The organism is Methylophilus sp. (assembly GCF_052437885.1).
GTDB lineage: Bacteria > Pseudomonadota > Gammaproteobacteria > Burkholderiales > Methylophilaceae > Methylophilus.
Genome location: NZ_JBQVPB010000010.1, coordinates 67,245 through 91,877, shown reverse-complemented (window position 1 = coordinate 91,877; position 24,633 = coordinate 67,245). Strand labels below are relative to the sequence as shown.

Below are 24,633 nucleotides of genomic sequence, written 5' to 3'. Positions count from 1 at the left end.
CGTGCTCTCACAAATTTCATCATCTATAGATAAACCGATTCGTTTAGTCAGCAGAAAGAAAATCTTGCTGGTCGAAGATGAGGTGCTGTTTGCCAGGGCGGTAGTCAAGCGCTTGCAGAAAGCCGGTTTTGAGTGCGAGCACGCTGAATCCCTGCATGATGCCAGGTTGCTGGTCAAACAGTTTGAGCCGGATATGGTGCTGCTTGATATGCGCCTGCCGGATGGCAACGGTATCGATCTGTTGCCTGAATTCGTCGCTAAAAACATCAATATCATCGTCATGACCGCTTATGGGGATGTCACTGATGCGGTGAACGCCATCAAACTGGGCGCCATCGATTACCTGAAAAAACCCATCGATCTCGAAGAGTTATTGCTGATCATTCAAAAGAATGAAAAAACAAGCGATTTACAGACCAGCCTCGATTACTCGCGGCAGCGGGATACGCTAGCCAATGAATCCGTACAGCTGATAGGCGAGAGTGCCGCCATGCAGAGCGTGCGCCAGCAGATCACACGTATCGCACAGCTGAGCGCGCTCAGTGACGCCGTGCAGCCTACTGTTTTGATCACAGGTGAGACTGGTACTGGTAAAGATGTGGTTGCACGTTATCTGCATGCCAGTTGTGTCAATCACGACAAACCGTTCGTGCATGTGGATTGTGCTTCACTGCCGGCAGAGCTGATTGAAAGTGAGCTGTTCGGTAATGAGAAGGGCGCTTTCACCAATGCGGTGAGCTCACGCCCTGGCCTGATAGAGTCTGCCGAAGATGGTACGCTGTTTCTGGATGAGATCGGCGAGTTGCCTTTAGGCCTGCAGGCCAAGCTGCTCAATGTGCTGGAAAGACGCATGGTCCGCCGCCTGGGTTCTACCAAGGAAAGGCCGGTACATGCACGTATCATTGCCGCTACCAACCGTGATTTATACCAGATGTCCAACGAAGGCCGTTTTCGTTCAGACCTGTATTACCGCCTGAATGTCATCACCATGCAGATGCCGCCATTGCGTGACCGTAGCCAGGATGTGATGCTGCTAGCCAATTATTTCCGGCAGATGACGGAAAAACGCTATGCCTTACCGCATCATGAATTCAGCCCTAGCGCGCTGATTGCCATACAGCAATACCGCTGGCCGGGAAACGTCAGGGAGATGCGTCACCAGATCAGCCGTGCGGTACTCATGTGTACCCAGCCTGTCATTTCAGAGCATGATCTGGGCCTGCCACAGGTAGGTCATTTGCCCGCTGGCCCGGCTGCTGCTGCGAACGAGGCGCAATTGACACTGGATGGTGCTGAAAAGGCCATGCTGTTAAGCGCGCTGGAGCAGGCGCGCAATAATGTGTCTAAAGCGGCACGTATCCTGGGCATCACCCGCATGACCATGCGTTACCGTATGGATAAGCACGGCATCGCAGTTTGATCAGGGTGCATGCAATAGCCTATCGCTAGTAAAAGCCTATCACTAGTCGAATGCATCAATGCATGATGTTAAAAAGACCTCGCAACTGCGGGGTCTTTTATTTTTAAGTGATCAGCTTTGTCGGCAGCGTTTGTGCATGATTTAAATCAAGCTTGAGCAGCCGTCATACAAATCGCACATGGTAGAATTGCACTTTTACATCGGAGTGCAGCAATGATAGGGACCCCATTAAGCGCAAACGCGACCAAAGTCATGCTGTTAGGCAGCGGTGAACTCGGTAAAGAGGTGATCATTGCCTTGCAGCGTTTAGGGGTAGAAGTGATTGCTGTCGACCGCTATAAGAACGCGCCCGGCCACCAGGTCGCCCACCATGCGCATGTGATCGATATGACAGATGCTGATGCCTTGAAAGCCTTGGTTGATCAGGTCAGGCCGCATTTCATCGTGCCCGAGATCGAGGCACTGAATACCCAGGCACTGGCTGAGATCGAGGCTGCGGGCGTCACCGTAGTACCTAGCGTGCGCGCGGTACAGCTGACCATGAACCGTGAGGGCATACGTCGCCTGGCGGCTGAAGAATTAGGTCTGCCGACATCGCCTTACGCATTCGCGCGTTCCGAGGCCGAATTGCAGGCCGCTATCGATGCTGGCATCGGCTATCCATGTTTTATCAAACCCACCATGTCTTCTTCCGGCAAAGGGCAATCGCGTATCACCCAGGCCAGCGAAGTGAAAACCGCCTGGGAATATGCCGCCAGCGGCGGCCGTGTCAACCAGGGCGTCGTCATTGTAGAAGGCCAGATTGATTTCGATTATGAGATCACCTTGCTGACAGTGCGTGCTAAAAATGCACAAGGTCAATTAGAAACCTATTTCTGTGCGCCTATCGGCCATGTGCAGCAGCAGGGCGATTATGTAGAGAGCTGGCAGCCACAAGCCATGCAGCCGAAAGCGCTGGAAAACGCGCAGCAAGTCGCCAGAAAAGTGACAGAAGCATTGGGCGGCCAGGGTCTGTTCGGTGTCGAGTTGTTTGTTAAGGGCGAGCAGGTATGGTTCTCCGAAGTCAGCCCGCGCCCGCATGATACCGGCATGGTCACCATGTGTACCCAGCGCCTGAATGAGTTTGAATTGCATGCCCGGGCTATCCTGGGCTTGCCGGTGGATGTCAGTCAGCGCGATGCAGGCGCCAGTGCCGTGATTTATGGCGGTGCCGATGCGGCCAGCCTGGAATACCATGGACTGGAAGCAGCACTGGCAGTGCCAGACAGCGAGATCCGCCTGTTTGGCAAACCAGAATCTTTCACCCGTCGCCGCATGGGTGTCGCCCTGGCGACCGCAGACAGCACTGAGCTGGCGCGTGAACGTGCTAAACAGGCAGCAGCGCTGGTAACACCCAAGATCGCAGGATAAGCTAAGCCATGGCACTGACTGATATTCAAGAGCCAAACGCGGCAAAACAATCATTGTTTGAGTGGCTGGGCGGCGCGGAGAAGGGCACCGAGAGTATCCGCCTGCTGGTAGAGACTTTTTACGACATCATGGACAGCGATCCCAAAGCAACAGGATTGCGTGCCTTGCACCAGCCGGATCTGACCGAAACCCGTGAAAAGCTGTTTATGTTTCTGATGGGCTGGACGGGTGGCCCGCAGCTGTATATCGAACGTTATGGTCACCCGCGTTTACGTGCGCGTCATTTGCCGTTTACCATTGGTGAATCCGAACGTGATCAATGGATGTACTGCATGATCAAGGCCATGCACCAGTGCCAGTTTGAGGAAAGCCTGATACGGCATATGGCTAACCAGTTGTACGGCGTGGCTGATTTTATGCGTAACCGTGAAGGTTAAGCAGAGATAGGGAAAGCAGGCATAGCTTACGTAGCAAATAAAAAGCCCCGTTTTCACGGGGCTTTTTATTATGACTGAGAACTTTCGACTTCAACTTCGGCTACCGCTGCTTGCTCTACACCCTCTTTGTGACGGGTTTTAGCAGGGGATTGCCGTTTATTTTCTGCCGCACGCCCTTTGGCTTTAGGCGTTGCCTTGAAGCCAAAACCACCTAGCAATGCCGCCACCACTTTACGTTTAGCTGCCGATGGTTTAGTCACAGGCGCCACTATCGATTTGGTCGGCTCAACAAAGCCGCTGGACTGATAGGGTTGATAGAACCAGGCGTCATCCGCACTTTTAGATTTAGATGAACGTTGGCCAGGCGCACGTGGACTTGAAGTAGAGCGACTGGCTGTGCCCGAGTGCTGGCTAGGCGCACTGCTGGTCACCGCATTCTCTTTAGGAATCTGCTTTTTAATCAGCTTTTCGATTTCATCAAAGTATTTGGTTTCCTCTTCATCTATCAATGAAATGGCAATGCCTTTGGCGCCAGCGCGGCCGGTACGGCCGATGCGGTGCACATAGTCTTCAGGCGCAGTTGAGATCTCGTAATTGATGACTAAAGGCAGGTCAGTGATATCCAGGCCACGGGCTGCCACATCGGTGGCGACCAGGGCATGAATGCTACCGGCTTTGAAAGCATCCAGCGCTTCAATACGCTCTTTCTGTGATTTGTCACCGTGGATAGCACTACACGGGATGCCATCACGTTCCAGGACGCGTGCCAGTTTACTGGCAGACAGTTTAGTCTTGGTGAATATGATCACTTGCTGGCTGTCATACTGTTTCAGCAATTGCACCAGAAAACGTGGCTTTTTATCTGTATTTACCAGATAGGCTTTTTGTTCCACATTGTCATTGGTGGCATTGCTGCGGGCCACTTCTATCAATGTAGGCTGGTTCAAAAACGCATCGGCCAGCTTTTTGATCTCATCCGAAAAGGTGGCCGAGAACATCAGGTTCTGGCGCTGTTTGGGTAATAAAGCCAAGATGCGCTTGAGGTCAGGCATAAAGCCCATATCCAGCATGCGGTCGGCTTCATCCAGCACCAGGAACTGCACCTGGCTTAAAGAAAGCGTTTTTTGCTCTACATGGTCCAGCAGGCGGCCAGGCGTGGCAACCAAAATTTCAACACCGGTTTTTAAGATCGGTGTCTGCGTCTTGATATCCACACCGCCATACACCACCAGGCTGCGCAGCGAGGTGTGCTTGGCGTAAGTTTTGATGTTGTCATACACCTGGATCGCCAGCTCGCGCGTAGGTGCCAGCACCAGCGCCCGGATCGGGTGTTTCGCCGGAGAGGTGCTGGTACTTGCGTGAGGCAGCAATGTATGCAGAATCGGTAGCGAGAACGCTGCCGTTTTTCCTGTGCCAGTTTGTGCACCTGCCATCAAGTCTTTGCGCTCTAGCGCCAGCGGGATGGCTTTGGCCTGTATGGGCGTTGGTGTCGTATAGCCGGATTCTTCAATGGCTTTTAACAACGGCTCGGCGAGGCCTAATGCACGAAAATCTACAGTAATTTGTTCTGACATAGTGTGGGCTTATGCAAATGAACGAGGGCGTTTGATACCACCGGCTTCACCAAATGGCTTGCCACCAGTGCGTGGTTTATTCGCGCCACGGTTGCCATTGCCACCATTAGGGTTACCAAAACGCTCTTGCGGTTTTGCTGATGGGTTACCAGCTGAAGAACGCGGGCGACGTTGACCAAATTCTTCTGTCAATGCGCGGGCAAACTGAAAGTCGGTGTCTTTAGTGTAGCTTTTGCTGTTGCCGTTGACTTCGCGGTCTGACTTTTGCTCGCTGGCGCCGGTCGCTGCGCGTGGTTCACGCGGCTTTTGCGGCTGGCCTTCGCGCATCACGCGGTCACCAAAAGAACTGTTTTCGCGGTTGCCACGGAACTCGCGGCTGTCACGGCTACCTTCACGGCTGTCGCTACGGCCATCACGGCTGTTACCACGGAAACCACCTTTGTTTTGTGGACGGCCATTGCTGCTGCCATGGCGTTTACCGCCGTTACCGCGCTTGTCACCGCCGTCATCCATGCGCACTGCACGTTTAGGCTCAAAGCCGGCAATCACCGCAGGCTGGAATTTATGACCAGTGTATTGCTCGATCTTGCGCAACAGGTGTCTATCAGTGTTGGAAGCAAAAGAGATCGCAATGCCTGAGTTGTTGGCACGGCCGGTACGACCGATACGGTGTACATAATCTTCAGCGAATTTTGGCAGGTCATAGTTGATCACATGCGTGATGCCATGCACGTCGATACCACGCGCTGCTACGTCAGTTGCAACCAGGACTTTAACATCGCCATGACGCAGCTTGGTCAGGGTGCGGTTACGTGCGCCTTGTGTCATATCACCGTGCAGGGCCGCGGTGCTGTGGCCAGCGGCATACAGATCTTCAGCCAGCAGGTCGGCGTGACGTTTGGTGCTGGTGAAAATAATCGCCTGATTCACGTCCGGGGCGATCAGCAGATGCTCCAGCAGTTTGTTTTTGTGGTTCATGTCGTCGACAAAGTGCAGACGTTGTTCGATATTAGCGTGTTGCTCTTTTTGACCAGCGACCTGAATGGTCAGCGGATTGTTAAGGAAACGCTTACCGATATCCATGATGCCATCTAAGGTGGCAGAGAACAGCAGTGTCTGACGTTCTGCAGGCAGGGCAGCGCAGATCTTCTCGACATCAGGCATAAAGCCCATGTCCAGCATGCGGTCAGCTTCGTCCAGCACCAGCATCTGCAAGCGGCTCAGGTCAATACGACCACGCTCAAGGTGATCGATAAAACGGCCAGGTGTAGCAACCAGGATGTCCAGTGGTTGTGACAGCAGTTTGTTTTGTAATGGGTAAGGCATGCCACCCACAATACTTACGCAACGTGCGCGCAGAAATTTACCGTATTTACGGGCGGCTTCGTTCACCTGGGCTGCCAGTTCGCGGGTCGGGGTCAGCACCAGGATACGTGGGCCACGGCTACGTACTGGATGTTGTGTGGCCAACAAGTTTAATGCTGGTAATGTAAAAGCGGCTGTTTTGCCGGTGCCGGTCTGGGCTGAGGCCATGATGTCACGGCCTTGCAGTGCTTCTGGGATAGACTGCGACTGGATAGGGGTTGGGTTCTCATAGCCTGCATCGGTTAATGCACGCAAAATGGATGGGTCTAGATTTAAATCTGCAAAAGACAAGGATGTCCCTTTCGTATAACAATTAAAAAGGGCGCAAGTAAAGCAAATTAAAGCAAAGCAAAGAAGCAAAGCTGACCAATGACAGCACACACAATCATTCAGTGTGCTAACTCATTAAAGTAAGCCAAAGCAAATATGGAGATGAATCGCTTTTACCGGCGCTAGGCATAGCCACTAACCGATAAAAGAAGAGGTTGTCATAAAAACAACTTCTAAAGATGATAGCCTCAAAAGTTCACGAGCTTATCGATGGGTCAGGGCGATGAATTTAAAACAGTCGGGCATCAATTTCAGCCCAGTGCGTTTTAAGTTGAGCGCAGTATAGCCATTTTATTTTAAAAGTCAAATATTTAACGTGATTTATGCTAAAATCGCGCCCTTTCCAAACAGATGGCAGTTCACATGGCACGCAACCTCAGAAATATCGCAATTATCGCCCACGTTGACCACGGTAAAACCACCATGGTCGATAAGTTACTACAACAGTCAGGTACCTTTGCCACCCACCAGGCGGTCGCTGAGCGTGTGATGGATAGTAATGATATTGAAAAAGAGCGTGGCATTACGATTCTGGCAAAAAACACCGCCTTAACTTATGAAGGCACACACATTAACATCGTCGATACACCGGGCCACGCCGACTTTGGTGGTGAAGTAGAACGTGTATTAGGCATGGTAGATGGCGTATTGTTGCTGGTAGATGCCGTGGACGGCCCTATGCCGCAAACGCGCTTTGTGACCAAGAAAGCCCTGGCGCTTGGCTTGAAGCCTATCGTGGTCATTAACAAGGTCGACCGTCCAAGTGCGCGTCCTGACTGGGTGATCAATCATACCTTTGATTTGTTTGCCAACCTTGGCGCAACGGATGAGCAGCTGGATTTCCCGGTGGTATACGCGTCGGCATTAAATGGCTTTGCCACGCTAGACATGAATGCACCTTCAGATAACATGAAAGCGTTGTTTGATACCATTTTAAGTCATGTTGAACCACCAAAAGGTGACAGTAATGCACCTTTGCAATTACAGATCTCAGCCTTGGATTACTCTACTTATACGGGTCGTCTGGGGGTTGGTCGTGTCACCAATGGCCGTATCAAACCAGGTCAAGTGGTCGCGGTGATGCGCGAGGACGAACAAGTAGCGCAAGGCCGTATCAATCAGGTGCTGGGTTTTAAAGGCCTGGAGCGCGTGCCGGTTGAAGAGGCAGAAGCGGGTGACATTGTCATTATTTCTGGCATTGAAGAAATCGGTATTGGCTTTACCATCTGTGACCGTGAGAAACCAGTTGGTTTGCCGCACCTGGGTGTAGATGAACCGACACTGACCATGGACTTTATGGTGAACACTTCACCATTGGCGGGTACAGAAGGTAAATTCATCACTTCACGCCAGATCCGTGACCGTTTAACTAAAGAGTTGCTGGTAAACGTCGCTTTGCGTGTGGAAGACACTGAAGATACCGATGTATTCCGCGTGTCTGGTCGTGGTGAATTGCACCTGACCATTCTGCTGGAAAACATGCGCCGCGAAGGCTTTGAGATCGCTGTGGGTAAACCGCGCGTGGTTTATAAAGAAGTGAACGGTGAAAAGTGTGAGCCATACGAGATCCTGACTGTGGACCTGGAAGATGAGAACCAGGGCGCGGTGATGGAAGAACTGGGCCGTCGCCGCGGTGAAATGAGCAATATGGAGTCCGACGGTAATGGCCGTACGCGCCTGGAATATCGTATTCCTGCGCGTGGCCTGATCGGTTTCCAGGGCGAATTCCTGACACTGACACGCGGTACTGGCTTGATGGCGCATATTTTTGATGAATACGCACCTGTAAAAGCAGATATGCCTGGCCGTCGTAATGGTGTGCTGATCTCAGCCGAACAAGGCGAGGCGGTTGCTTATGCTTTATGGAAACTGCAAGACCGCGGCAAGATGTTCTCCAGCCCGGGTGACCGTTTGTACGAAGGCATGATCATCGGTATTCATAGCCGCGAAAATGATCTGGTGGTCAACCCTATCAAAGGCAAGCAGTTAACCAACGTGCGCGCTTCTGGTACCGATGAAGCGGTGCGTCTGGTACCACCTATCTCTATCAGCCTGGAAAGCGCTGTGGAGTTTATTGATGATGACGAATTGGTCGAGATCACACCAAAAACCATTCGTCTGCGCAAACGCTTCCTGTTAGAGCACGAGCGTAAGCGGTCTTCCAAGTAATACGTGATTAAAAGCCCTCATACGAGGGCTTTTTTTTCATCCAGCCAGCTAGGCTTTTGCTGGCTGGATGATGCCTGGCTGAATAAACTGCGATACACTGGTTTATATTCTCTAACAGTGAAGTTGGTATAGTGCATGGATAAATTCAGTTTAGGCGATTATCGCGTCAACCCGAAAAAGTTTTCACTCAAGCAGATCAAGCCGGACGATAAATCAGCGCGGTCTGGCGATAAAGCAGAAGATGCTGCCATATTGATGCAACTGACTGAGGCGATCAATGAGCGGCAAGACATCCTGCATGCACAGGCTGAGCATAAAGTGTTATTGATCCTGCAAGGCATGGATACCAGCGGCAAGGACGGTACCGTCAAGCAGGTATTCAGTGCCTGTGACCCTTTGGGTATCCGGCTGGCGAGCTTTAAGGCACCGAGTGAGGATGAGCTGGCACATGATTATTTGTGGCGTGTACACGCACAGGTGCCACGTAAAGGCGAGCTGGTTATTTTTAACCGCAGTCATTACGAAGATGTGCTGATCGTCAAAGTGCATGACTGGATAGACGAAGCCGAGGCCAAGCGCCGTTACCAGCAGATCAATGATTTTGAGCGCATGCTGAGCGAGTCGGGCACCACTATCATCAAGTGTTTTTTGCATATCTCGAAACAAGAGCAGCAAGAGCGCCTGCAGGAGCGCCTGGACGAGCCGGCCAAGCACTGGAAGTTTAACCCCAAGGATCTGGACGAGCGCGCGCTGTGGGACAAATACATGCAGGCATACGAACGTGTTTTGCAGGAGACATCGACCGAGTATGCGCCCTGGCATGTGATTCCGGCAGACTCAAAAACCAATCGTAACCTGTTGATCTCGCGCATTTTATTGCAGGCGCTTGAGCGCTTGCCGCTGGCTTACCCCGAGAAACCCAAGGCCTGGAACAAGCTGGTTATAGAGGATTAAGGCCAGGCATCAATTTAATGATTTTACGCTGTCAAAAAACAAGCTATCACGGTTAAATAGCCCCACTTATGTTTGCGTTCAAGAAATGAGTTTACGCTTTCGATTAAATCTTCTGGTCACCATGCTGTCGCTGGCATTCTTGCTGGCAGCAGGCATAGTGCTGGTCAGGGATACCCGCGATAGCATACGTGAGCGCGTGGAAGCGGCCATGCGCGTCACCGTGCAATTGCTGGATACCGTGATCGTCAGCTCGGCCATGAACCCCAGTCTGGGGCCTACCCATTACGTGTTGCAGGATTTTCTCAAGTCTTTAGGCTATGTGCGCAGCAGTCGCATCGAGCTTTATGATTATTCCAATACGCCTTTATATATTTCGCCGCAGTCGACTTTTAAATCTGAGATAGAACCGCCCAAATGGTTCGTCAAACTGGTTTCACCTAAAGTAGAAACCGTGACGCGCCGGGTGCGTTATGGCATTTTGATCATCAGCTCTAGCGCCGAAGGCTCTGTGCGAGAAGCCTGGTCGGGTTTTTTGCAACTGATAGTGATGGGCACCGGCTTTTTCGTGTTATTGAATCTGCTGGTCTACGGCCTGTTGAGCCATGCCTTGCGGCCGGTACATCAAATCTTGCGCGCCATTAACCAGATAGAGCAGGGCGACCTGGCGACGCGTTTGCCCAAATTCTCATTGCCGGAATTCGACCGCATAGGCGCCAGCCTCAATCAGATGGCCCTGTCACTGGATGCCGAGCGGCAGCTGGAACAGAACCGGCAATTGACCCAGCTGATACAGCAACATATTGAAGACGAGCGCCGCAGCCTGGCGCGCGAGCTGCACGATGAGCTGGGCCAGTATGTGACGGCGATTAAAACCTTTGCCGTGGCTATCGTCAACAAAACCAGGGATAAAACCCCGGATATCGCTGCCAATGCACAAACCATAGTGGCTGCCGCCAACCATATTTACGATGGCATGCACAATATCATCCGCCAGTTACGGCCTGCCGCCATGGATAATATGGGGCTGGTAGAGACCTTGCGTGATATGGTGGCTGGCTACCAGGCACAGCATGCCGACCTGAACATCCAGCTGCAGGTGTCCGGCCAGTTTGAGCCTATGGGCGAGAACGTCAATATCAATCTTTACCGTATCGTGCAGGAAGCGATCAACAACGCCATTAAACATGCCCATGCACTATCCATCAATGTGCATATCGCGTCAGCGCCAGATGGGCTGCAGTTGACGATAGCGGATGACGGCGTCGGCATGCAGCTGGATCTGGTGGATCAGACCCGGCATTTTGGCTTGCTCGGTATGCGCGAGCGTGTGCAAGCCTTGCAAGGGCAGTTTAAAATTGTTTCAGAGCCCGGCGCGGGCCGCGGGACAACGCTGGATATTCGATTACCACTACAGGCGGCTTGACACAACAGCCTTAAAACAAGAGGGAAGCAACGTATGATTAGCGTGATGCTGGTTGATGACCATGCAGTCGTCAGAATGGGGTTTAAAATGCTGCTCGAGTCCGATCAGGATATCAAGGTCATTGCCGAGGCCGAGAGCGGGGAGGCAGCCATTCGTGCCTATGTAGAGCATCATCCGCAAGTGGTGGTGATGGATATCACCATGCCTGGCATAGGCGGCATGGAAGCCATAGAACGTATTCTCGCCAAAGACAATCATGCGCGCATACTGGTGCTGTCAGCGCATGAAGACTCCGTGCATCCCAAACGCGTGCTGAACGCAGGCGCGATGGGCTATGTGACCAAGCGCAGTGCGGCCGAAGAGTTGATCAAGGCGATACGCAGTGTGGCCAATGGTAAAAAATATATTGAAGCCAGCGTGGCGCAGCAAATGGCGATTCAGCAGTTGTCGGGCGAGCAGAACCCGGTCGATGTGTTGAGCGAGCGCGAGTTTGAAGTATTCATGTCGCTGGCGCGCGGAAAATCGACCAATGAGATCGCCGAAACGCTGTTTCTGAGCCCGCGCACGGTAGGCACGCATTTATACAATATCAAGCAGAAATTAAACGCGCAGAACTCGGCAGAAATAGCGCTGATCGCCATGCGCTGTGGCCTGCTGGAACCTTAATCTGATTGTTTTGGACTGCTGGCGCGGGAACTGACCATCCCGCTCAGCATGATCAGCAGCATGCCCAGGTACTCCATCCAGGAAAGATGTTCGCCCCACCAGAATACGCCTATCAAGGTCGCGAATACCACCGTGCTGTAAGCCAGGCTGGCGACTGTCAAAGTGCGGCCTGTGCGATAGGCGCGCGTCATCGCCAGTTGGCTGATGGTGGCTGACACCCCCAGCCCGAGCAAAAACGGTAAGTCTTGCCAGTGCAGCGGCGTAATGTCTGTGTTCAGCATCAGGGCGCCACTGGCGACAGAGCATACCAGCGTGAAATAAAATACCGTGCGCCAATCCGGCTCGCCACTCGCCCCTAACTGTTTCACATGCACATAAGCCAGCGCCGCACCCAGGCCGGAAAGCAGGCCTACGCTGGCAGCGATCCACAAGTCAGGCTCCCATCTTGGCTGTAGCAAAAGCGTCACCCCGATAAATCCGCCGATCACGCATAGATTCAAAGTGCCTTGCTGCCAGCGCGACAACGGTTTCTCGGCCTTCAGTAACCACGGCGACAATAAGGCCAGAAACATGGGCGATGTATAGTTGAGGGTGATAGCGGTTGCCAGCGGTAAATTGGCGATGGCATAAAAAAACAGCAGCAGGGCGATAAAGCCGGTAAAGGCACGGCCCATCTGTTTGCCCAGCATGGGGCTTTTGAGTGGTTTGCCTTGCCAGCAGACCATGGCGGCAATGGTGATAAAGCCGAATATCGATCGGTAAAACACCAGTTCTGTACTGCTGAAGCGTGCGGCGCCGGTTTTGACGAAAGCGCCCATCACGGCAAAGCCCAGGCCGGCGACCAGCATCCACAGGCTGCCGAGTTGCCAATGTCTGGGGTGCGACCAGCGCCTGGGGTGAAATGATCTGAGCAAGATAGAGTGACGTCTGGCGCTAGCGCACAGCGTGCGCCGCGAGGTGCGGTTCCAGTTGTGAACGATACCAGCGGTGGAAATGCTCCAGCCCGGTTTCCATAGGGTGCTGGTAAGGGCCACGTTCATCCTTGCCTGTCAGGTAGAGCGCTTTGCGGCCTTGCTGCATGCGCTGGCAGATCTCGTTATCTTCAATGGCGGTCTCAAAATAGGCGGCCTGTTGCGCTTTAACGTATTCGCGCTCAAACAGGGCGATATCTTCCGGGTAATAAAATTCCACCACGTTCTTGCAGGAGTCCACGCCAGTCGGGATGATATGCGAGACCACCAGTACATTGGGATACCATTCGATCATCAGCAACGGGTAAAGCACGAACCAGATCGCGCCATACTTGGGTTGCTCGCCTTGCTGATAATCAGTGACCGCCTGCTGCCAGGCTTTGTAAGCAGAAGACAGGCTGTATTCGGGCAAAGGTTTGTAGCCTACCGTTTGTACGCTGTAATGCTCGCCGAATTCCCAGTTCAACTCGCCACAATCAACAAACTGGTTCAGGCCCGGGTGGAAAGGGCCCACGTGATAATCTTCCAGATAGACTTCAATAAAGGTCTTCCAGTTGAAATCATAGTGGTCAACGATAGCCTGGTCGAAATGGTAATTGGTGAAATCGAAGTCCTGCTTGCATCCCAACTGTTGCAAGGTGTCGGCGATAGACAATGGAAGTGCTTTGCCTGTGCCGGAAGACGCCTGGAAAAGCAGGCCTTGCCAGTCTATCAGCGCCTGTTTTTCCAGGTGCAGACACGGGTTTTGTTCAAAGTGGGGCGCACCAAGCAGCTGGCCGTTCAAGTCATAGGTCCAGCGATGCAGCGGGCAGACGATATGCTGGGTATTGCCGTGGCCATTGAGCATGGCGGCTTGCCGGTGGCGGCAGATATTGCTGACCAGCTGGTGCTCGCCATGGTTATTCACCAGCGCCATGGCATTGTGCTTCCAGTCCAGCACACGAAAATCGCCTGCATTCGGCGTCATGCGCGCATGCCCTACGTATTGGGGCTGCAGCGAGAACAAGTGCGCCTGCTCTAATGCATAAATTTCCGGATTGAGGTACCAGTCAACAGGTAATTGTGCGAAGCGAGTCTTGTTTTGTTCTTTATTTAAAGAGGTGACAGAACCCATATTTCAAACTGTTTGAACACTTGCAAAAAACAGTAATTGTGCCCGAAAAGGGGCTGGATGAAAAGCCGACACAGCTGCAATAACAGTGTATGCCGCCAGGTATGCCTTGGTTTTGATCAGGCCCATACACTGCTTGCGAGCGGCATGCACAAAGCCAGTAATTGAAACAGCCCTTAACTAACTCAATTAAATTCAGTTATAATATTAGAGGTTTCTATGTATAACTATACGTAACGATAATTGCATTTTAGGAGCAAACGAATGGCAAATTTATTAGATCAGTTGAAAGCAATCACCACTATTGTGGCTGACACGGGTGATGTTGAAGCGATTAAAAGCGTTAAACCGGTAGACGCAACTACCAACCCATCCCTGGTATTGAAGGCGAGTCAGATTCCTGAGTACGCACCTCTGATCGAGACAGCGATTGCCTATGCAAAAGCACAAGGCGGTTCAAAAGAGCAACAGATCGAAAACGCAGCCGACAAACTGGCAGTGCTGATCGGTGCTGAAATCACTAAAGTGGTTCCTGGCCGTATCTCTACAGAAGTTGATGCACGTTTGTCTTTCAACATCGAGGCGATGATCGCCAAAGGTCGCAAACTGATCAAATTGTACGAAGACTCAGGCATCTCCAAAGAGCGCGTACTGATCAAACTGGCTTCAACCTGGGAAGGCATCAAAGCCGGTGAGCAGCTGGAAAAAGAAGGCATCCAGTGTAACCTGACATTGTTATTCGGTTTTGGCCAGGCACGTGCTTGTGCTGAAGCAGGCGTGTTCCTGATCTCTCCATTCGTGGGCCGTATCCTTGACTGGTACAAAGCGAAAAACCCATCTACAGAGTACACACAGGAAACTGACCCAGGTGTGGTTTCTGTACGCGCTATCTACCAGTATTACAAAGAGCACGGTTACAAAACAGTGGTAATGGGTGCTTCTTTCCGTAACACTGGCGAACTGATCGCTCTGGCCGGTTGCGACCGCCTGACTGTTTCTCCTAACCTGCTGCAAGACCTGGCAGCGACAGAAGGTACTTTGGTTCAAGTGCTGAAAGATGGCGGCAAAACTAAAGAAGCGCCAGCTAAACTGACTGAAGAACAGTTCCGTTTTGAATTGAACCAGGACCCGATGGCGACTGAGAAACTGGCTGAAGGTATCCGCGGTTTCGTGGCTGACCAGAACAAACTGGAAACAGCATTAGCCGCAAAACTGTAATATCTGTGTGAGATGATGAGAGAACGGGCAGGGACCTGCCCGTTTTTGATTTTATATTCAGGCATAATTTGGCCTGTTACATTGACTTATTTTGGCTGCCAGCTTACTATTAGCGACCAGCTTGAATTGGTAGTACGCTAGAAATAGCATTTAGAAACTTAAATATTTGGAGAAAAACATGGCATTAACTCAAATGGCATTAGACTCATTGGATTTTGACGCAACTATCGCTTTGGCAGAAAAAGTTGCTCCGCACGTTGACATTCTGGAAATCGGTACACCATGCATCAAGCACAACGGTATCAAATTGCTGGAAACTCTGCGCGCTAAATTCCCAAACAACAAAATCCTGGTTGACTTGAAAACTATGGATGCTGGTGAGTACGAGTCTGAGCCATTCTACAAAGCTGGTGCTGACATCGCTGTTGTATTGGGCGTAGCTGACATCGGTACAATCAAAGGCGTAATCAAAGCTGCAAACAAATACGGCAAAAAAGCTCAAGTTGACCTGATCAGCGTTGAAGACAAAGTTGCTAAAACTAAAGAAGTTGTTGCTGCTGGTGCTCACATCATCGGTATCCACACTGGTTTGGATCAGCAAGCTGCTGGCCAAACTCCTTTCGCTGACTTGGCAGCGATCGCAGGTTTGAACCTGGGTGTTGACATCTCTGTTGCTGGTGGCGTTAAAGCTGCTACAGCTGGTCAAGTACGTGACGCTGGCGCGACTATCATCGTTGCTGGTGCTGCTATCTACGGCGCTGCTGATCCAGCTGCTTCTGCTGCTGAAATCACTGCTATCGCTCACGCTTAATTTTTTAAGTATCAATAAGTAATTATTGATCAGCGATAATAAAACCCGACCCAGTAATGAGTCGGGTTTTTTATTTGATATTTTGAATACACAGGACGAAAACATGGATCATCAACAGTTTATTTTAGACAATTTAAAACGTATTTTAGACGTGACTGACAAGTCAAAAGCGGCTGAATTACTGAAGTTGGTAAGCGAAGCAGGCTCAACATTCATTGGTGGCGCAGGTCGCTCACTGTTGGTCTCGCGCTTCTTTGCAATGCGTTTGGTGCATTCTGGTTACAGCGTGTTCATGATAGGCGAAGTAGTGACTCCTGCCATCAAAAAAGGTGACTTGCTGATCCTGGTTTCAGGTTCCGGCGGTACAGCCACCTTGTTGCCATTTGTGAAAAAAGCCAAAGAAGTGGGCGCAAAATTAGTGGTCATTTCCATGAAGAAAACATCTGCGATGGCAGACGTAGCTGACCTGGTTGTTCAAGTAGGTCAGGACGACAGTTTCCCACTGGTAAAAGGCATGCCTATGGGCGGTCAATTCGAATTGTCTACCCTGGTGTTCCTGGAAGGCGCTATTTCCGAGCTGATTCACGCCAAAGGTCTGACTGAAGAAGGTATGCGCGCATTGCACGCAAACCTGGAATAAGCTTTATTCCACTTAAAAACCGGCTGCATGGCCGGTTTTTTTATGGCTGCAGGCTGTGTAGGTCAGCCGCTGTGATGTTTTTCTGATGCAGGGCGCTGGCAATCAATACGCCGTCAGCACCTGTTTGTGCCAGCGCCTGAATATCCGCCATGTGCCTGACACCACCCGCTGCATATAACGATGCCCCTGTTTTTTGTTTTAAACTTTGCAGCCGGTGCAGGTCTGGGCCCAGATTCGCGCCTACTTTGGGCAAGCTCATGACTATGCTTGGCTGCGACCATAGTGCGTGGTCCGTTTGCAGGCATTCCGGGCCATGAAAGCCATCCTGGAAGTAGTCCAGCGATAACACGCTGTTTGCCGCCATCTCACGCAGTTGTTGATAGGTCTGCAGGTCTGGTAGCGACTCGCTGGCGAGGATAGGCCGGATCGCATCATCCAGCCACGGTGTAAGCGCGGCCGTACTGGTGAGGCCGGCATCTACCCACCAGGTGATGTGCGGGAACGCCAGTATCGCTTCGGCGATATGGGCACGGTGGTTGACTAAAGTGCTGTCGCCGGTGATCGCATTTAAATCGGCGATATACACACAGTCAAATGGATAAACTTGTAAAATAGCAGTCACCACATCGAGCAGGGCATGGCTTTCCGTCAGTTGTGATTGTATCGCACGGTAAGATTGGCGTTGCCCCTGTATGGCCTGCACTACCTGGCCATGCATCAAATCGATGACGGGAATAATATGCAAAATAAATCTCGTTTGAAAATCTGGGTTTGTGAATATGTCAGTGCCGGTGGCCTGGCGTCTGTCGATCTGCCTGCCAGCCTGTTACAGGAGGGCCTGCTGATGCGCGACGCCTTGCTGGCTGACTTGTCTCGATCGGATGTCGATTGTATCACCAGCCATGACGCGCGGGTGACAGCGCCTGCTGCTGCAGTCAGCACAGGCATACAAGCTGGTGACGATGTATACGCCATTTGGCGTGCACAGTTGGCGGCCGCTGACATAGATGCGTGCTGGGTGATCGCGCCGGAAACGGATGGCATACTAGAGCGCATGTGCGAACTGGTTGCTGAAAGCGGCAAGCGCTGGATAGGGTGTAGCCAAACAGCGATCAGGCAAACCAGTTCTAAATCATTGATGGCCGACCTATGTGCCCAGGCCGGCATCTCTACCATTCCTCATTGCTATCTGCATGCTGCCATGCCATTGCCAGCCCTTTCATGGTATGGGCAAGCAGCCTCTGGCTGGGTGGTGAAACCAGATGACGGGGCAGGCTGCGAGTTTACCTATTACTTTAAAAATGATTTTGAACTGATTGAATTTAATAATAAAATAAAATCAGATTCTGCTATCCCTTATGACAAGTTATTACTGCAGCCTTATCTGCCAGGTCAGCCTTTGAGTATGTCTGTGATCGCGAGTAGCCAGCAGGTGACAGTCGTTGCCGGGCATCAGCAATGGCTGAAGCTGGAGGCTGGCCAGTTTAGTTTTCACGGCGCAGGGGTGAATCAGGCCGCGCGGCATTTACCGCTGATGCAGGCCATGGCAGAAAACATACAGCGTGCGATTCCCGGACTGACGGGTTATTGGGGCGCTGACTTGATACTGGACGCGGATGATTTGCTGACCCTGGTTGAAATCAACCCGCGATTGACCACCCCTTATATAGGATTATGCAAAGTGTTAGAACGGAATCCGGCCAGGATGATATTAGATGCAGTATTGAATAACTGTTTAACCACACTGGTGGCGACGTCAGCAGTGGCGGTGAGCTTGCCATCGCTGACTGAAAGCCCGGCGCAATGACCAGGGCAGTGATAGGCTGGGATATAGGCGGTGCACATGTCAAAGCGGTGTGGCTGGATAGCGCAGGGCGTATCGTGCAAGTATCGCAACATGCCTGCGCTTTGTGGAAAGGCTTGCACCTGCTGGAAGCGAGCTTGCGATCTATCCTGCAATCATGGTCGCTGGCGCCAGAAGACTGTATGCATGCCGTGACTATGACCGGCGAGCTGGTCGATCTGTTTGAGAATAGGGCACAGGGTGTACGCGAGATCGCAGCGACGGTTAAAAAGCACCTGCCACAGGCGGTGTTTTATATGGCTGGTCCTGATCAGGCCGCCTCGTTCACCGCGACCGTCCACGGGTTTGAGTTCTCTGTCGCCTCCATGAACTGGCATGCTTCGGCATCATGTCTAGCCGAGACCAGTAATGGGATGGCCGAAACCAGTGATGGACCGTCCGAAGCCAGTGCTGCTGGCAGCATGCTGATCGTTGATATAGGCAGTACGACCAGTGATATCACGCTGTGTCATGCCAAACAGTTGATAGACAATGGCTGGACCGACGCCGAGCGCATGGCCAGGCATGGCCTGCTGTATTCAGGCGTGGTACGCACGCCATTAATGGCATTTGGCCCTTATATCGAGTGGCAGCAACAAGCACGCCATCTTGCCGCTGAGTATTTTGCGACCACGGCAGATGTTTACCGGGTGCTGGATGAATTAGATTCTGCGCATGACCTGGCAGATACCGCCGACGGGCAGGACCGTTCTGTGGCCGCCAGTATGCGCCGTCTGGCGCGTATGCTGGGCCATGATCTCGAAGATGCTGCGAGCAGCGACTGGCAATCGCTGGCACTGGCGTTCAAACATCAGCAGCTGGCTAGTCTCTTGCATGCTATCCTGTCGTGCATAGCACATTCAGATCTGCATCCGCAAAGCCTGACCGGCCTGGGCGCGGGCAGTTTTCTGCTACCTGCCATCGCGCAGCAGCTGAATCTGACTTACATACCGGCAAGCACCTGGATGACGGCTGACGATCCCACATTAAAAGACCACGCACAGGTATGTTTTCCTGCTTATGCGGTGGCGAGGTTATGGCAAGCATGGCATTGATACGACTCGATCTACCTTACGCCGAAGGCGCCTATTGGCTGGCACAGGTCAGGCATCTGCCCTGGCCTATGCTGCTTGAGAGTGGGCGTGTGGACACGGCAGAACAACAGTCTTCTGTGGATGAAGAAGTCAGCCTGGGTGCCAGGTTCGATATCATTGTCGCTGACCCGGTCGCCAAGATCATCCATCGCCGGCCTGATACCGAAGTGCATACTGCTGACGGTGTAGCTCGGGGTGAAGAAGACCCTTTTGCCGTGATCAAGCGCTGGTGTCAGCCGCACCAGGTGGCACGGGTGGCCGATGTGCCTTTTGCCGGTGGCGCGCTGGGCTATTATGCCTATGATCTGGGGCGCACTATAGAGCCCATGCCAGAGCTGGCCGCGCAGGATATGCCTCTGCCAGAGTTGCTGGTAGGCATATATGACTGGGCCATCATCGTCGATCATCATTTGCGGCGTTGCCAATTGCTGTCACATTGCCGATTTAGCGACATCACTGCCTTGCACATGCTGCATCAGGGGCTACTGCAAGAACGGCAGGATACCGTGGTACAGCCATTCGCCGTCACTGGCGATATTACGCACAATATGGATAAATCCTATTACGCGCAGGCATTCCAGAAAGTAAAAGACTATATCCGTGCCGGCGATTGTTACCAGATCAACCTGGCCCAGCGGCTGGCGGTGAAGGTGAGCGGCGATGCCTGGCAAGCCTATGACCAGTTCAGGCAACTGAGCAAAGCGCCATTTATGGCCTATCTGCAGGTGGATGATGGCCAGGGTCTGCCATTTGAAGTACTTTCCATGTCGCCAGAGCGGTTTCTGCAAGTGACCGAGCATAAGGTGGAGACGCGCCCGATCAAAGGTACGCGCCCCAGGCATGCTGATGCAGAACGGGACAGGCAAGAGGCTGAGGCCTTGTTAAACAGCCTGAAGGACAGGGCCGAGAACCTGATGATAGTCGATCTGCTGCGTAACGATATCGGCAAGGTCTGCGAGATAGGCTCGGTCAAGGTCGATGCCTTGTTCCGCTTGCAGCGTTTCACTAATGTGCATCATCTGGTGAGTATAGTGCGTGGTGTGCTGGCAGATGGTTATCATGCGCTGGACCTGTTGCGCGGCTGTTTTCCCGGTGGCTCCATCACTGGTGCCCCCAAGCTGCGGGCCATGCAGATCATTGAAGAGCTGGAGCCTCACCGACGCGGCATTTATTGTGGCAGTATAGGTTATATCGGTTTTGATGGCAGTATGGATACCAATATCGCTATCCGTACCGCAGTGATCTGCCGGCAGAACATGACTTTTTTTGCCGGTGGCGGCGTGGTGGCGGATTCAGATTGTGACAAGGAATATCAGGAAACATTAGATAAAGCTTCCCAGTTTTTAAAACTGGTTGCACAATTCAAAACAGCATCTTAATGTCCGGGGAAAATACCATGTGGGTGATCAAGCTGGGAGGTAGCGTGACGCACCATGACAGCCTGCTCAAATGGCTGCAACTGGTAGTCCGCTGGGGGGATGGCAAAGTGATCATAGTACCCGGCGGCGGCGTGTATGCCGATGCGGTACGCGAATTCCAGCAGATACGACTACGCTTGCCCTCCGGGCATCTCAGCGATGTGCATGCACATGCACTCGCCATTTATGCCATGGACCAGATGGCGCGCAGCCTGGTCGCCATGCAGCCTGAACTGACACTGGTACGAAATCCGCTGGAGATCGCCGAGCGCGGCTGGCAGCACCGCGGCCTGGTGTGGCTACCTAGCGAGATGGCCCTTAACCCTGAATTGTGGGCGGGGACGGCACTGCCGGAGAGCTGGGAGACCACTTCTGACAGTTTAGCCGCCTGGCTGGCCTGCCAGCTTGAAGCCAGTCATCTGCTACTGGTGAAGTCTGATGATAGCCTATTGCAACAACAGCCCAGTTATGAACTGGCTGCATTGCAGGAGCAGGGCATAGTCGATGCAGGATTATCCAGTATATTGCCACAGGCGACATTTCAGACCTGGGTCATGCATCAAAGCCATGTAGACCTGTTTGCATCAGGCCTTGATACGCTGACACTTAGTGGGCGACTGACTCAGCCTCATCAAAAGTAGCCGATTTTTCAAAGCGGCCAAAATGCAGCATGATGGTCGGCAAGATCAGCAGGTTGAGTATGGTGGAAGAGATCAATCCACCGACAATAATCGTTGCCATAGGCCCTTCGATCTCGCGTCCAGGCTCGCCGCTGCCTATCGCCAGTGGTAACAGGCCCAGAGCCGTCACCAGCGCCGTCATCAGCACCGAAGGCAGACGTTCAGAAGCGCCGCGTATGCAGGTGTCCAGGTTCCAGACACAGCCTTCCTTATCCACCAGATGCTGGAAATGCGACACCATCATGATGGAGTTGCGCAAAGTGATGCCAAATAGCGTCACAAAGCCCACCAGCGTGCCTAGCGAGATCCAGCCGCCAGCAAAAAAAGTGGCCACCACGCCGCCTATCAGGGCGAAGGGCAGGTTGGCAAAGGTCAGTAACAAGTTACGCAAGCTGCCAAAAGCAATATAAAGCATCAGGAAGATAGCCGCCCCGGCCACCAGCGAGTGTATGATCAGGTCACGGCGTGATTCGGCGTTGGCCTCGGCTTCGCCGGAAAACTCCATATAGTTGCCGGTGTGCAAGGTGAGCTTCTGGCGTAAGGTTTTTTGTATGTCGCTCATGACCAGTGCCTGGTCGCGCCCGGCCAGATTGGCGGTGATGGTCTGTATGCGCTTGGCGCCCGAGTGCAATATCTTGGAGCGGCCACCTTCCTGCGCGATATACGCCACATCCGACAGTTTCAGCATCTGGCCTTCAGGGTTGAAGATAGGGATATTGCGCATGTCGGCGATATCATCGCGGTTGCTATCGTTGAGCAGTACGCTGACGCCTATGGAACGGTTGCCCATAAACACATGGTTGACCGGCACACCTTCATAGCTGGCTTTGACCGTATCCAGCACATCCACAGGTTGCAGCCCCCACAATGAAAGTTTTTCCTGCTTGAGACGGATGGCGATCTCCGGGGTCTCCGGCGGCGATTGCACCATGATATCCCTGACGCCGCGTATGCTACCCAGCAGCTGGGCGACTTTTTGCGCATCGCGGTCCAGCGCGTCCAGGTCATGGCCGTAAATATTCACCACCAGGCCAGCGGCATAGCCGGAAATGGTTTCTTCTATGCGCTCGCTCAAAAAGGTGTTGATGGCAAAGTTGGCCCCGACAAAGCCTAGCTCCACTTTGCCATCATCGTCGTCATCTTCAGCCTCTCCGGCCAGCTCCTCGCGTATGCTGCGGTAGATGCGCTCCTGTTCCGCGCCGGAAACAGTGCCGGTCTCTACTTCAAACTCGCTGTAGTGCGTGCCAAAGGTATCTGCGGCGTTGGGTGCACGGCCTACCCATTGCGCGACGCTTTTCACACCGGGGATATCCAGCAGCACTTTAGTCACCTGATTACCCAGCTTGAGCGATTGCGCTTCGGAAGTACCCGGTACCGTGGTCATATGCAGTATGTAATGGCCTTCATGCAACACCGGGATAAACTGGCTCCTGAACAAGGGCAGTAATACCAGGCCCAGCGCAATACAGACAAAGCTGGTCACCAGGATCAGCTGGTAGCGGTGTTCGATATGGTGCAGCAGTTTCTCGTATCTTTGTTTTAACCAGCGCAGCAGGGGAGATTCCTGGTTATCCAGTCGCGCTTTGCCTAATAGCGCATAGCAAAGCGCCGGCGTCAGTGTCAGTGCCACCACCAGTGACGCCAGAATGGCTGAGATATAGGCATAGGCCAGCGGTGCGAACAGTTTACCGGCTACGCCGGACAGGGTGATCAACGGTAAAAACACCAGCGCCACAATGATAGTGGCATAGAACACCGAGCCTCGTACTTCCATAGAGGCCAGGAAAACCACTTGCCGGATAGGTAAAGGCTGCGCCAGTTGCCGGTTCTCGCGCAGGCGTCGAAAAATATTCTCGGTATCGATGATGGCATCATCCACCACTTCGCCCAGGGCAATGGCTAGGCCGCCCAGCACCATGATGTTGAGCCCCACGCCATACTGATGCAACACGACGATGGCAGACAGCAGCGAAAGCGGGATAGCGGTGGCTGAGATCACTGCCGTGCGCACATTGAACAGAAACACGAATAACACGGCGATGACCAGCACCGAGCCTATCAGGATGTCGGAACGCAGGCTGCTGATCGCGGTCTCGATAAAGTTGGCGGGGCGGAACAGGCCTTCATGCAGCGTCACTTGCTGGCTGGTCAGGCTGGGCTTGATATCGGCCAGCTTTTTTTCCAGTAACTGGGTCAAGGCATAAGTGTTGGCGCCCAGCTGGCCTTGTACCGAAAGATAAACCGCAGGCTTGCCATTCACCGCCGCAGCGCTGATGGAGGGCGCAGCACCTTCGACCACCTCGGCCACATCGCGTATGCGTATGGTGCGCCCCAGTTTGCGTATCAGCGTGATATTGCCTAATTGCTGCGGCGTGGTGGTCTGCCCCTGGCTATTGAGTATGATGCGCTGGTTATCATTCTGGATATAGCCTGCACCGCGCACGCCGGTACCACGGCTGGCCGCAGCCACCACATCCTGGATATTCAACTGGTACAGCATCAGTTTGCGCGGATCTATCTTGATCTGGAACTGGCGGACTTCACCGCCAAAGACGTTGATATCCGCCACACCAGGGATAGCCATCAGATGCGGGGTCAGATGCCAGTCTACCAGTGTGCGCAACTGCATCATGCTCAGTTTGTCTGAGGTGACGCCCAGGCCCAGCACTGTGCTGGCCGAGGAGGTGAGCGGGGTGATATTCGGGATGATGCCTGGCGGTAACTGGTTACCCAGCATATTCAGGTGTTCGGCAATGATTTGCCGGTTGCGGTAAATATCCGACTTGTCCTGGAAAATAACCGTGATCACAGACAGCCCGGGGATGGACTGGGAACGCAGGCTTTTAATGCCTATGGCGCCGGCGATGATATTTTCAATCGGCTGGGTGACCAGTTTCTCGACCAGGCTGGCTGAAAGGCCGGGTGATTCGGTCTGGATGACGATCTGTGTAGGTGCGAATTCGGGGAAGACATTGAGGTCGCTTTGCGTCAGGCTGTAAGTGCCATACACCAGCACCAGCAGCGCCAGCCCGATAATGACGCCGTAAAAACGGATCGCGAATCTGACCAGTGCGGCCATCATGTCGGTGATGCTTTCAC

At 52.7% G+C, this 24,633-nt stretch carries 20 protein-coding genes; 14 read left to right on the top strand and 6 right to left on the bottom strand.

Features of this window, described 5'->3' with window-relative positions; genetic code table 11:
* The first annotated feature begins 1 nt into the window (after position 1).
* From ACT6RZ_RS11245 to ACT6RZ_RS11235, 3 genes are all read left to right on the top strand, one after another.
* Complete coding sequence (locus tag ACT6RZ_RS11245; protein WP_444702194.1) at positions 2-1,420, top strand: sigma-54-dependent transcriptional regulator; 1,419 nt, start codon at positions 2-4, stop codon at positions 1,418-1,420.
* 213 nt (positions 1,421-1,633) lie between these two features.
* Positions 1,634-2,830 (top strand): formate-dependent phosphoribosylglycinamide formyltransferase, encoded by a 1,197-nt coding sequence (gene purT, locus ACT6RZ_RS11240; RefSeq protein ID WP_444702193.1) that lies wholly within the window; start codon positions 1,634-1,636, stop codon positions 2,828-2,830.
* 8 nt (positions 2,831-2,838) lie between these two features.
* Positions 2,839-3,267, top strand: coding sequence for a group II truncated hemoglobin (locus ACT6RZ_RS11235; protein WP_444702192.1), 429 nt, complete (start codon positions 2,839-2,841; stop codon positions 3,265-3,267).
* 68 nt (positions 3,268-3,335) lie between these two features.
* On the opposite strand, the gene ACT6RZ_RS11230 is transcribed toward ACT6RZ_RS11235, so the two are convergent.
* Complete coding sequence (locus tag ACT6RZ_RS11230; RefSeq protein ID WP_444702191.1) at positions 3,336-4,841, bottom strand: DEAD/DEAH box helicase; 1,506 nt, start codon at positions 4,839-4,841, stop codon at positions 3,336-3,338.
* A gap of 9 nt (positions 4,842-4,850) precedes the next feature.
* Positions 4,851-6,497: a DEAD/DEAH box helicase gene (locus ACT6RZ_RS11225; protein ID WP_444702190.1), complete on the bottom strand. Its 1,647-nt coding sequence runs from the start codon at positions 6,495-6,497 to the stop codon at positions 4,851-4,853.
* 402 nt (positions 6,498-6,899) lie between these two features.
* Here ACT6RZ_RS11225 and typA point away from each other — a divergent pair, with 402 nt between their 5' ends.
* From typA to ACT6RZ_RS11205, 4 genes are all read left to right on the top strand, one after another.
* Positions 6,900-8,705 carry a translational GTPase TypA gene (gene typA / locus ACT6RZ_RS11220; protein WP_444702189.1) on the top strand — a complete coding sequence of 602 codons (1,806 nt, stop codon included), beginning with the start codon at positions 6,900-6,902 and terminating at the stop codon, positions 8,703-8,705.
* Between the two features lie 135 nt (positions 8,706-8,840).
* The gene (locus tag ACT6RZ_RS11215; protein WP_444702188.1) at positions 8,841-9,659 is read left to right on the top strand and encodes a polyphosphate kinase 2 family protein; all 819 of its coding nucleotides are present in this window, start codon (positions 8,841-8,843) and stop codon (positions 9,657-9,659) included.
* Between the two features lie 121 nt (positions 9,660-9,780).
* On the top strand, positions 9,781-11,082 hold the full coding sequence (locus tag ACT6RZ_RS11210) for a HAMP domain-containing sensor histidine kinase (RefSeq protein ID WP_444702219.1): 1,302 nt from the start codon (positions 9,781-9,783) through the stop codon (positions 11,080-11,082).
* A 33-nt stretch (positions 11,083-11,115) separates the two neighbouring features.
* Entirely contained in the window at positions 11,116-11,748 is a 633-nt protein-coding gene (locus tag ACT6RZ_RS11205) for a response regulator (RefSeq protein WP_442922428.1), read from the top strand.
* Here ACT6RZ_RS11205 and ACT6RZ_RS11200 read toward each other — a convergent pair.
* Entirely contained in the window at positions 11,745-12,662 is a 918-nt protein-coding gene (locus tag ACT6RZ_RS11200) for a DMT family transporter (RefSeq protein ID WP_444702187.1), read from the bottom strand. The two genes, ACT6RZ_RS11205 and ACT6RZ_RS11200, sit on opposite strands and share 4 nt — an antisense overlap.
* Before the next feature lie 19 nt (positions 12,663-12,681).
* Positions 12,682-13,833 (bottom strand): aromatic ring-hydroxylating oxygenase subunit alpha, encoded by a 1,152-nt coding sequence (locus ACT6RZ_RS11195; protein ID WP_444702186.1) that lies wholly within the window; start codon positions 13,831-13,833, stop codon positions 12,682-12,684.
* A 261-nt stretch (positions 13,834-14,094) separates the two neighbouring features.
* Between ACT6RZ_RS11195 and tal the strand changes: the two genes are divergently transcribed.
* The 3 genes from tal (at position 14,095) to hxlB (ending at position 16,499) form a co-directional block, all read left to right on the top strand.
* Positions 14,095-15,048, top strand: coding sequence for a transaldolase (gene tal / locus ACT6RZ_RS11190; RefSeq protein ID WP_444702185.1), 954 nt, complete (start codon positions 14,095-14,097; stop codon positions 15,046-15,048).
* A gap of 178 nt (positions 15,049-15,226) precedes the next feature.
* Positions 15,227-15,859, top strand: coding sequence for a 3-hexulose-6-phosphate synthase (gene hxlA / locus ACT6RZ_RS11185; RefSeq protein ID WP_444702184.1), 633 nt, complete (start codon positions 15,227-15,229; stop codon positions 15,857-15,859).
* A 103-nt stretch (positions 15,860-15,962) separates the two neighbouring features.
* Positions 15,963-16,499: a 6-phospho-3-hexuloisomerase gene (gene hxlB, locus ACT6RZ_RS11180; RefSeq protein ID WP_442586525.1), complete on the top strand. Its 537-nt coding sequence runs from the start codon at positions 15,963-15,965 to the stop codon at positions 16,497-16,499.
* Positions 16,500-16,539: 40 nt separating this feature from the next.
* Here hxlB and ACT6RZ_RS11175 read toward each other — a convergent pair whose 3' ends face one another.
* On the bottom strand, positions 16,540-17,244 hold the full coding sequence (locus ACT6RZ_RS11175; RefSeq protein WP_444702183.1) for a HisA/HisF-related TIM barrel protein: 705 nt from the start codon (positions 17,242-17,244) through the stop codon (positions 16,540-16,542).
* On the opposite strand from ACT6RZ_RS11175, the gene ACT6RZ_RS11170 reads away from it, so the two are divergent.
* Genes ACT6RZ_RS11170 through ACT6RZ_RS11155 form a run of 4 tightly spaced genes read left to right on the top strand, consistent with a single transcriptional unit; the run spans position 17,239 to position 21,495 of the window.
* Positions 17,239-18,306 carry an ATP-grasp domain-containing protein gene (locus ACT6RZ_RS11170; RefSeq protein WP_444702182.1) on the top strand — a complete coding sequence of 356 codons (1,068 nt, stop codon included), beginning with the start codon at positions 17,239-17,241 and terminating at the stop codon, positions 18,304-18,306. The two genes, ACT6RZ_RS11175 and ACT6RZ_RS11170, sit on opposite strands and share 6 nt — an antisense overlap.
* Entirely contained in the window at positions 18,303-19,397 is a 1,095-nt protein-coding gene (locus ACT6RZ_RS11165; RefSeq protein ID WP_444702181.1) for a hydantoinase/oxoprolinase family protein, read from the top strand. The genes ACT6RZ_RS11170 and ACT6RZ_RS11165 overlap by 4 nt, the downstream gene beginning before the upstream one ends.
* Entirely contained in the window at positions 19,388-20,815 is a 1,428-nt protein-coding gene (gene pabB, locus ACT6RZ_RS11160) for an aminodeoxychorismate synthase component I (RefSeq protein WP_444702180.1), read from the top strand. The genes ACT6RZ_RS11165 and pabB overlap by 10 nt, the downstream gene beginning before the upstream one ends.
* On the top strand, positions 20,815-21,495 hold the full coding sequence (locus ACT6RZ_RS11155) for an amino acid kinase family protein (protein WP_444702179.1): 681 nt from the start codon (positions 20,815-20,817) through the stop codon (positions 21,493-21,495). Before pabB ends, ACT6RZ_RS11155 begins: the two co-directional genes overlap by 1 nt.
* Here ACT6RZ_RS11155 and ACT6RZ_RS11150 read toward each other — a convergent pair.
* Entirely contained in the window at positions 21,461-24,616 is a 3,156-nt protein-coding gene (locus ACT6RZ_RS11150; RefSeq protein WP_444702178.1) for an efflux RND transporter permease subunit, read from the bottom strand. The two genes, ACT6RZ_RS11155 and ACT6RZ_RS11150, sit on opposite strands and share 35 nt — an antisense overlap.
* Between the last annotated feature and the right edge of the window lie 17 nt (positions 24,617-24,633).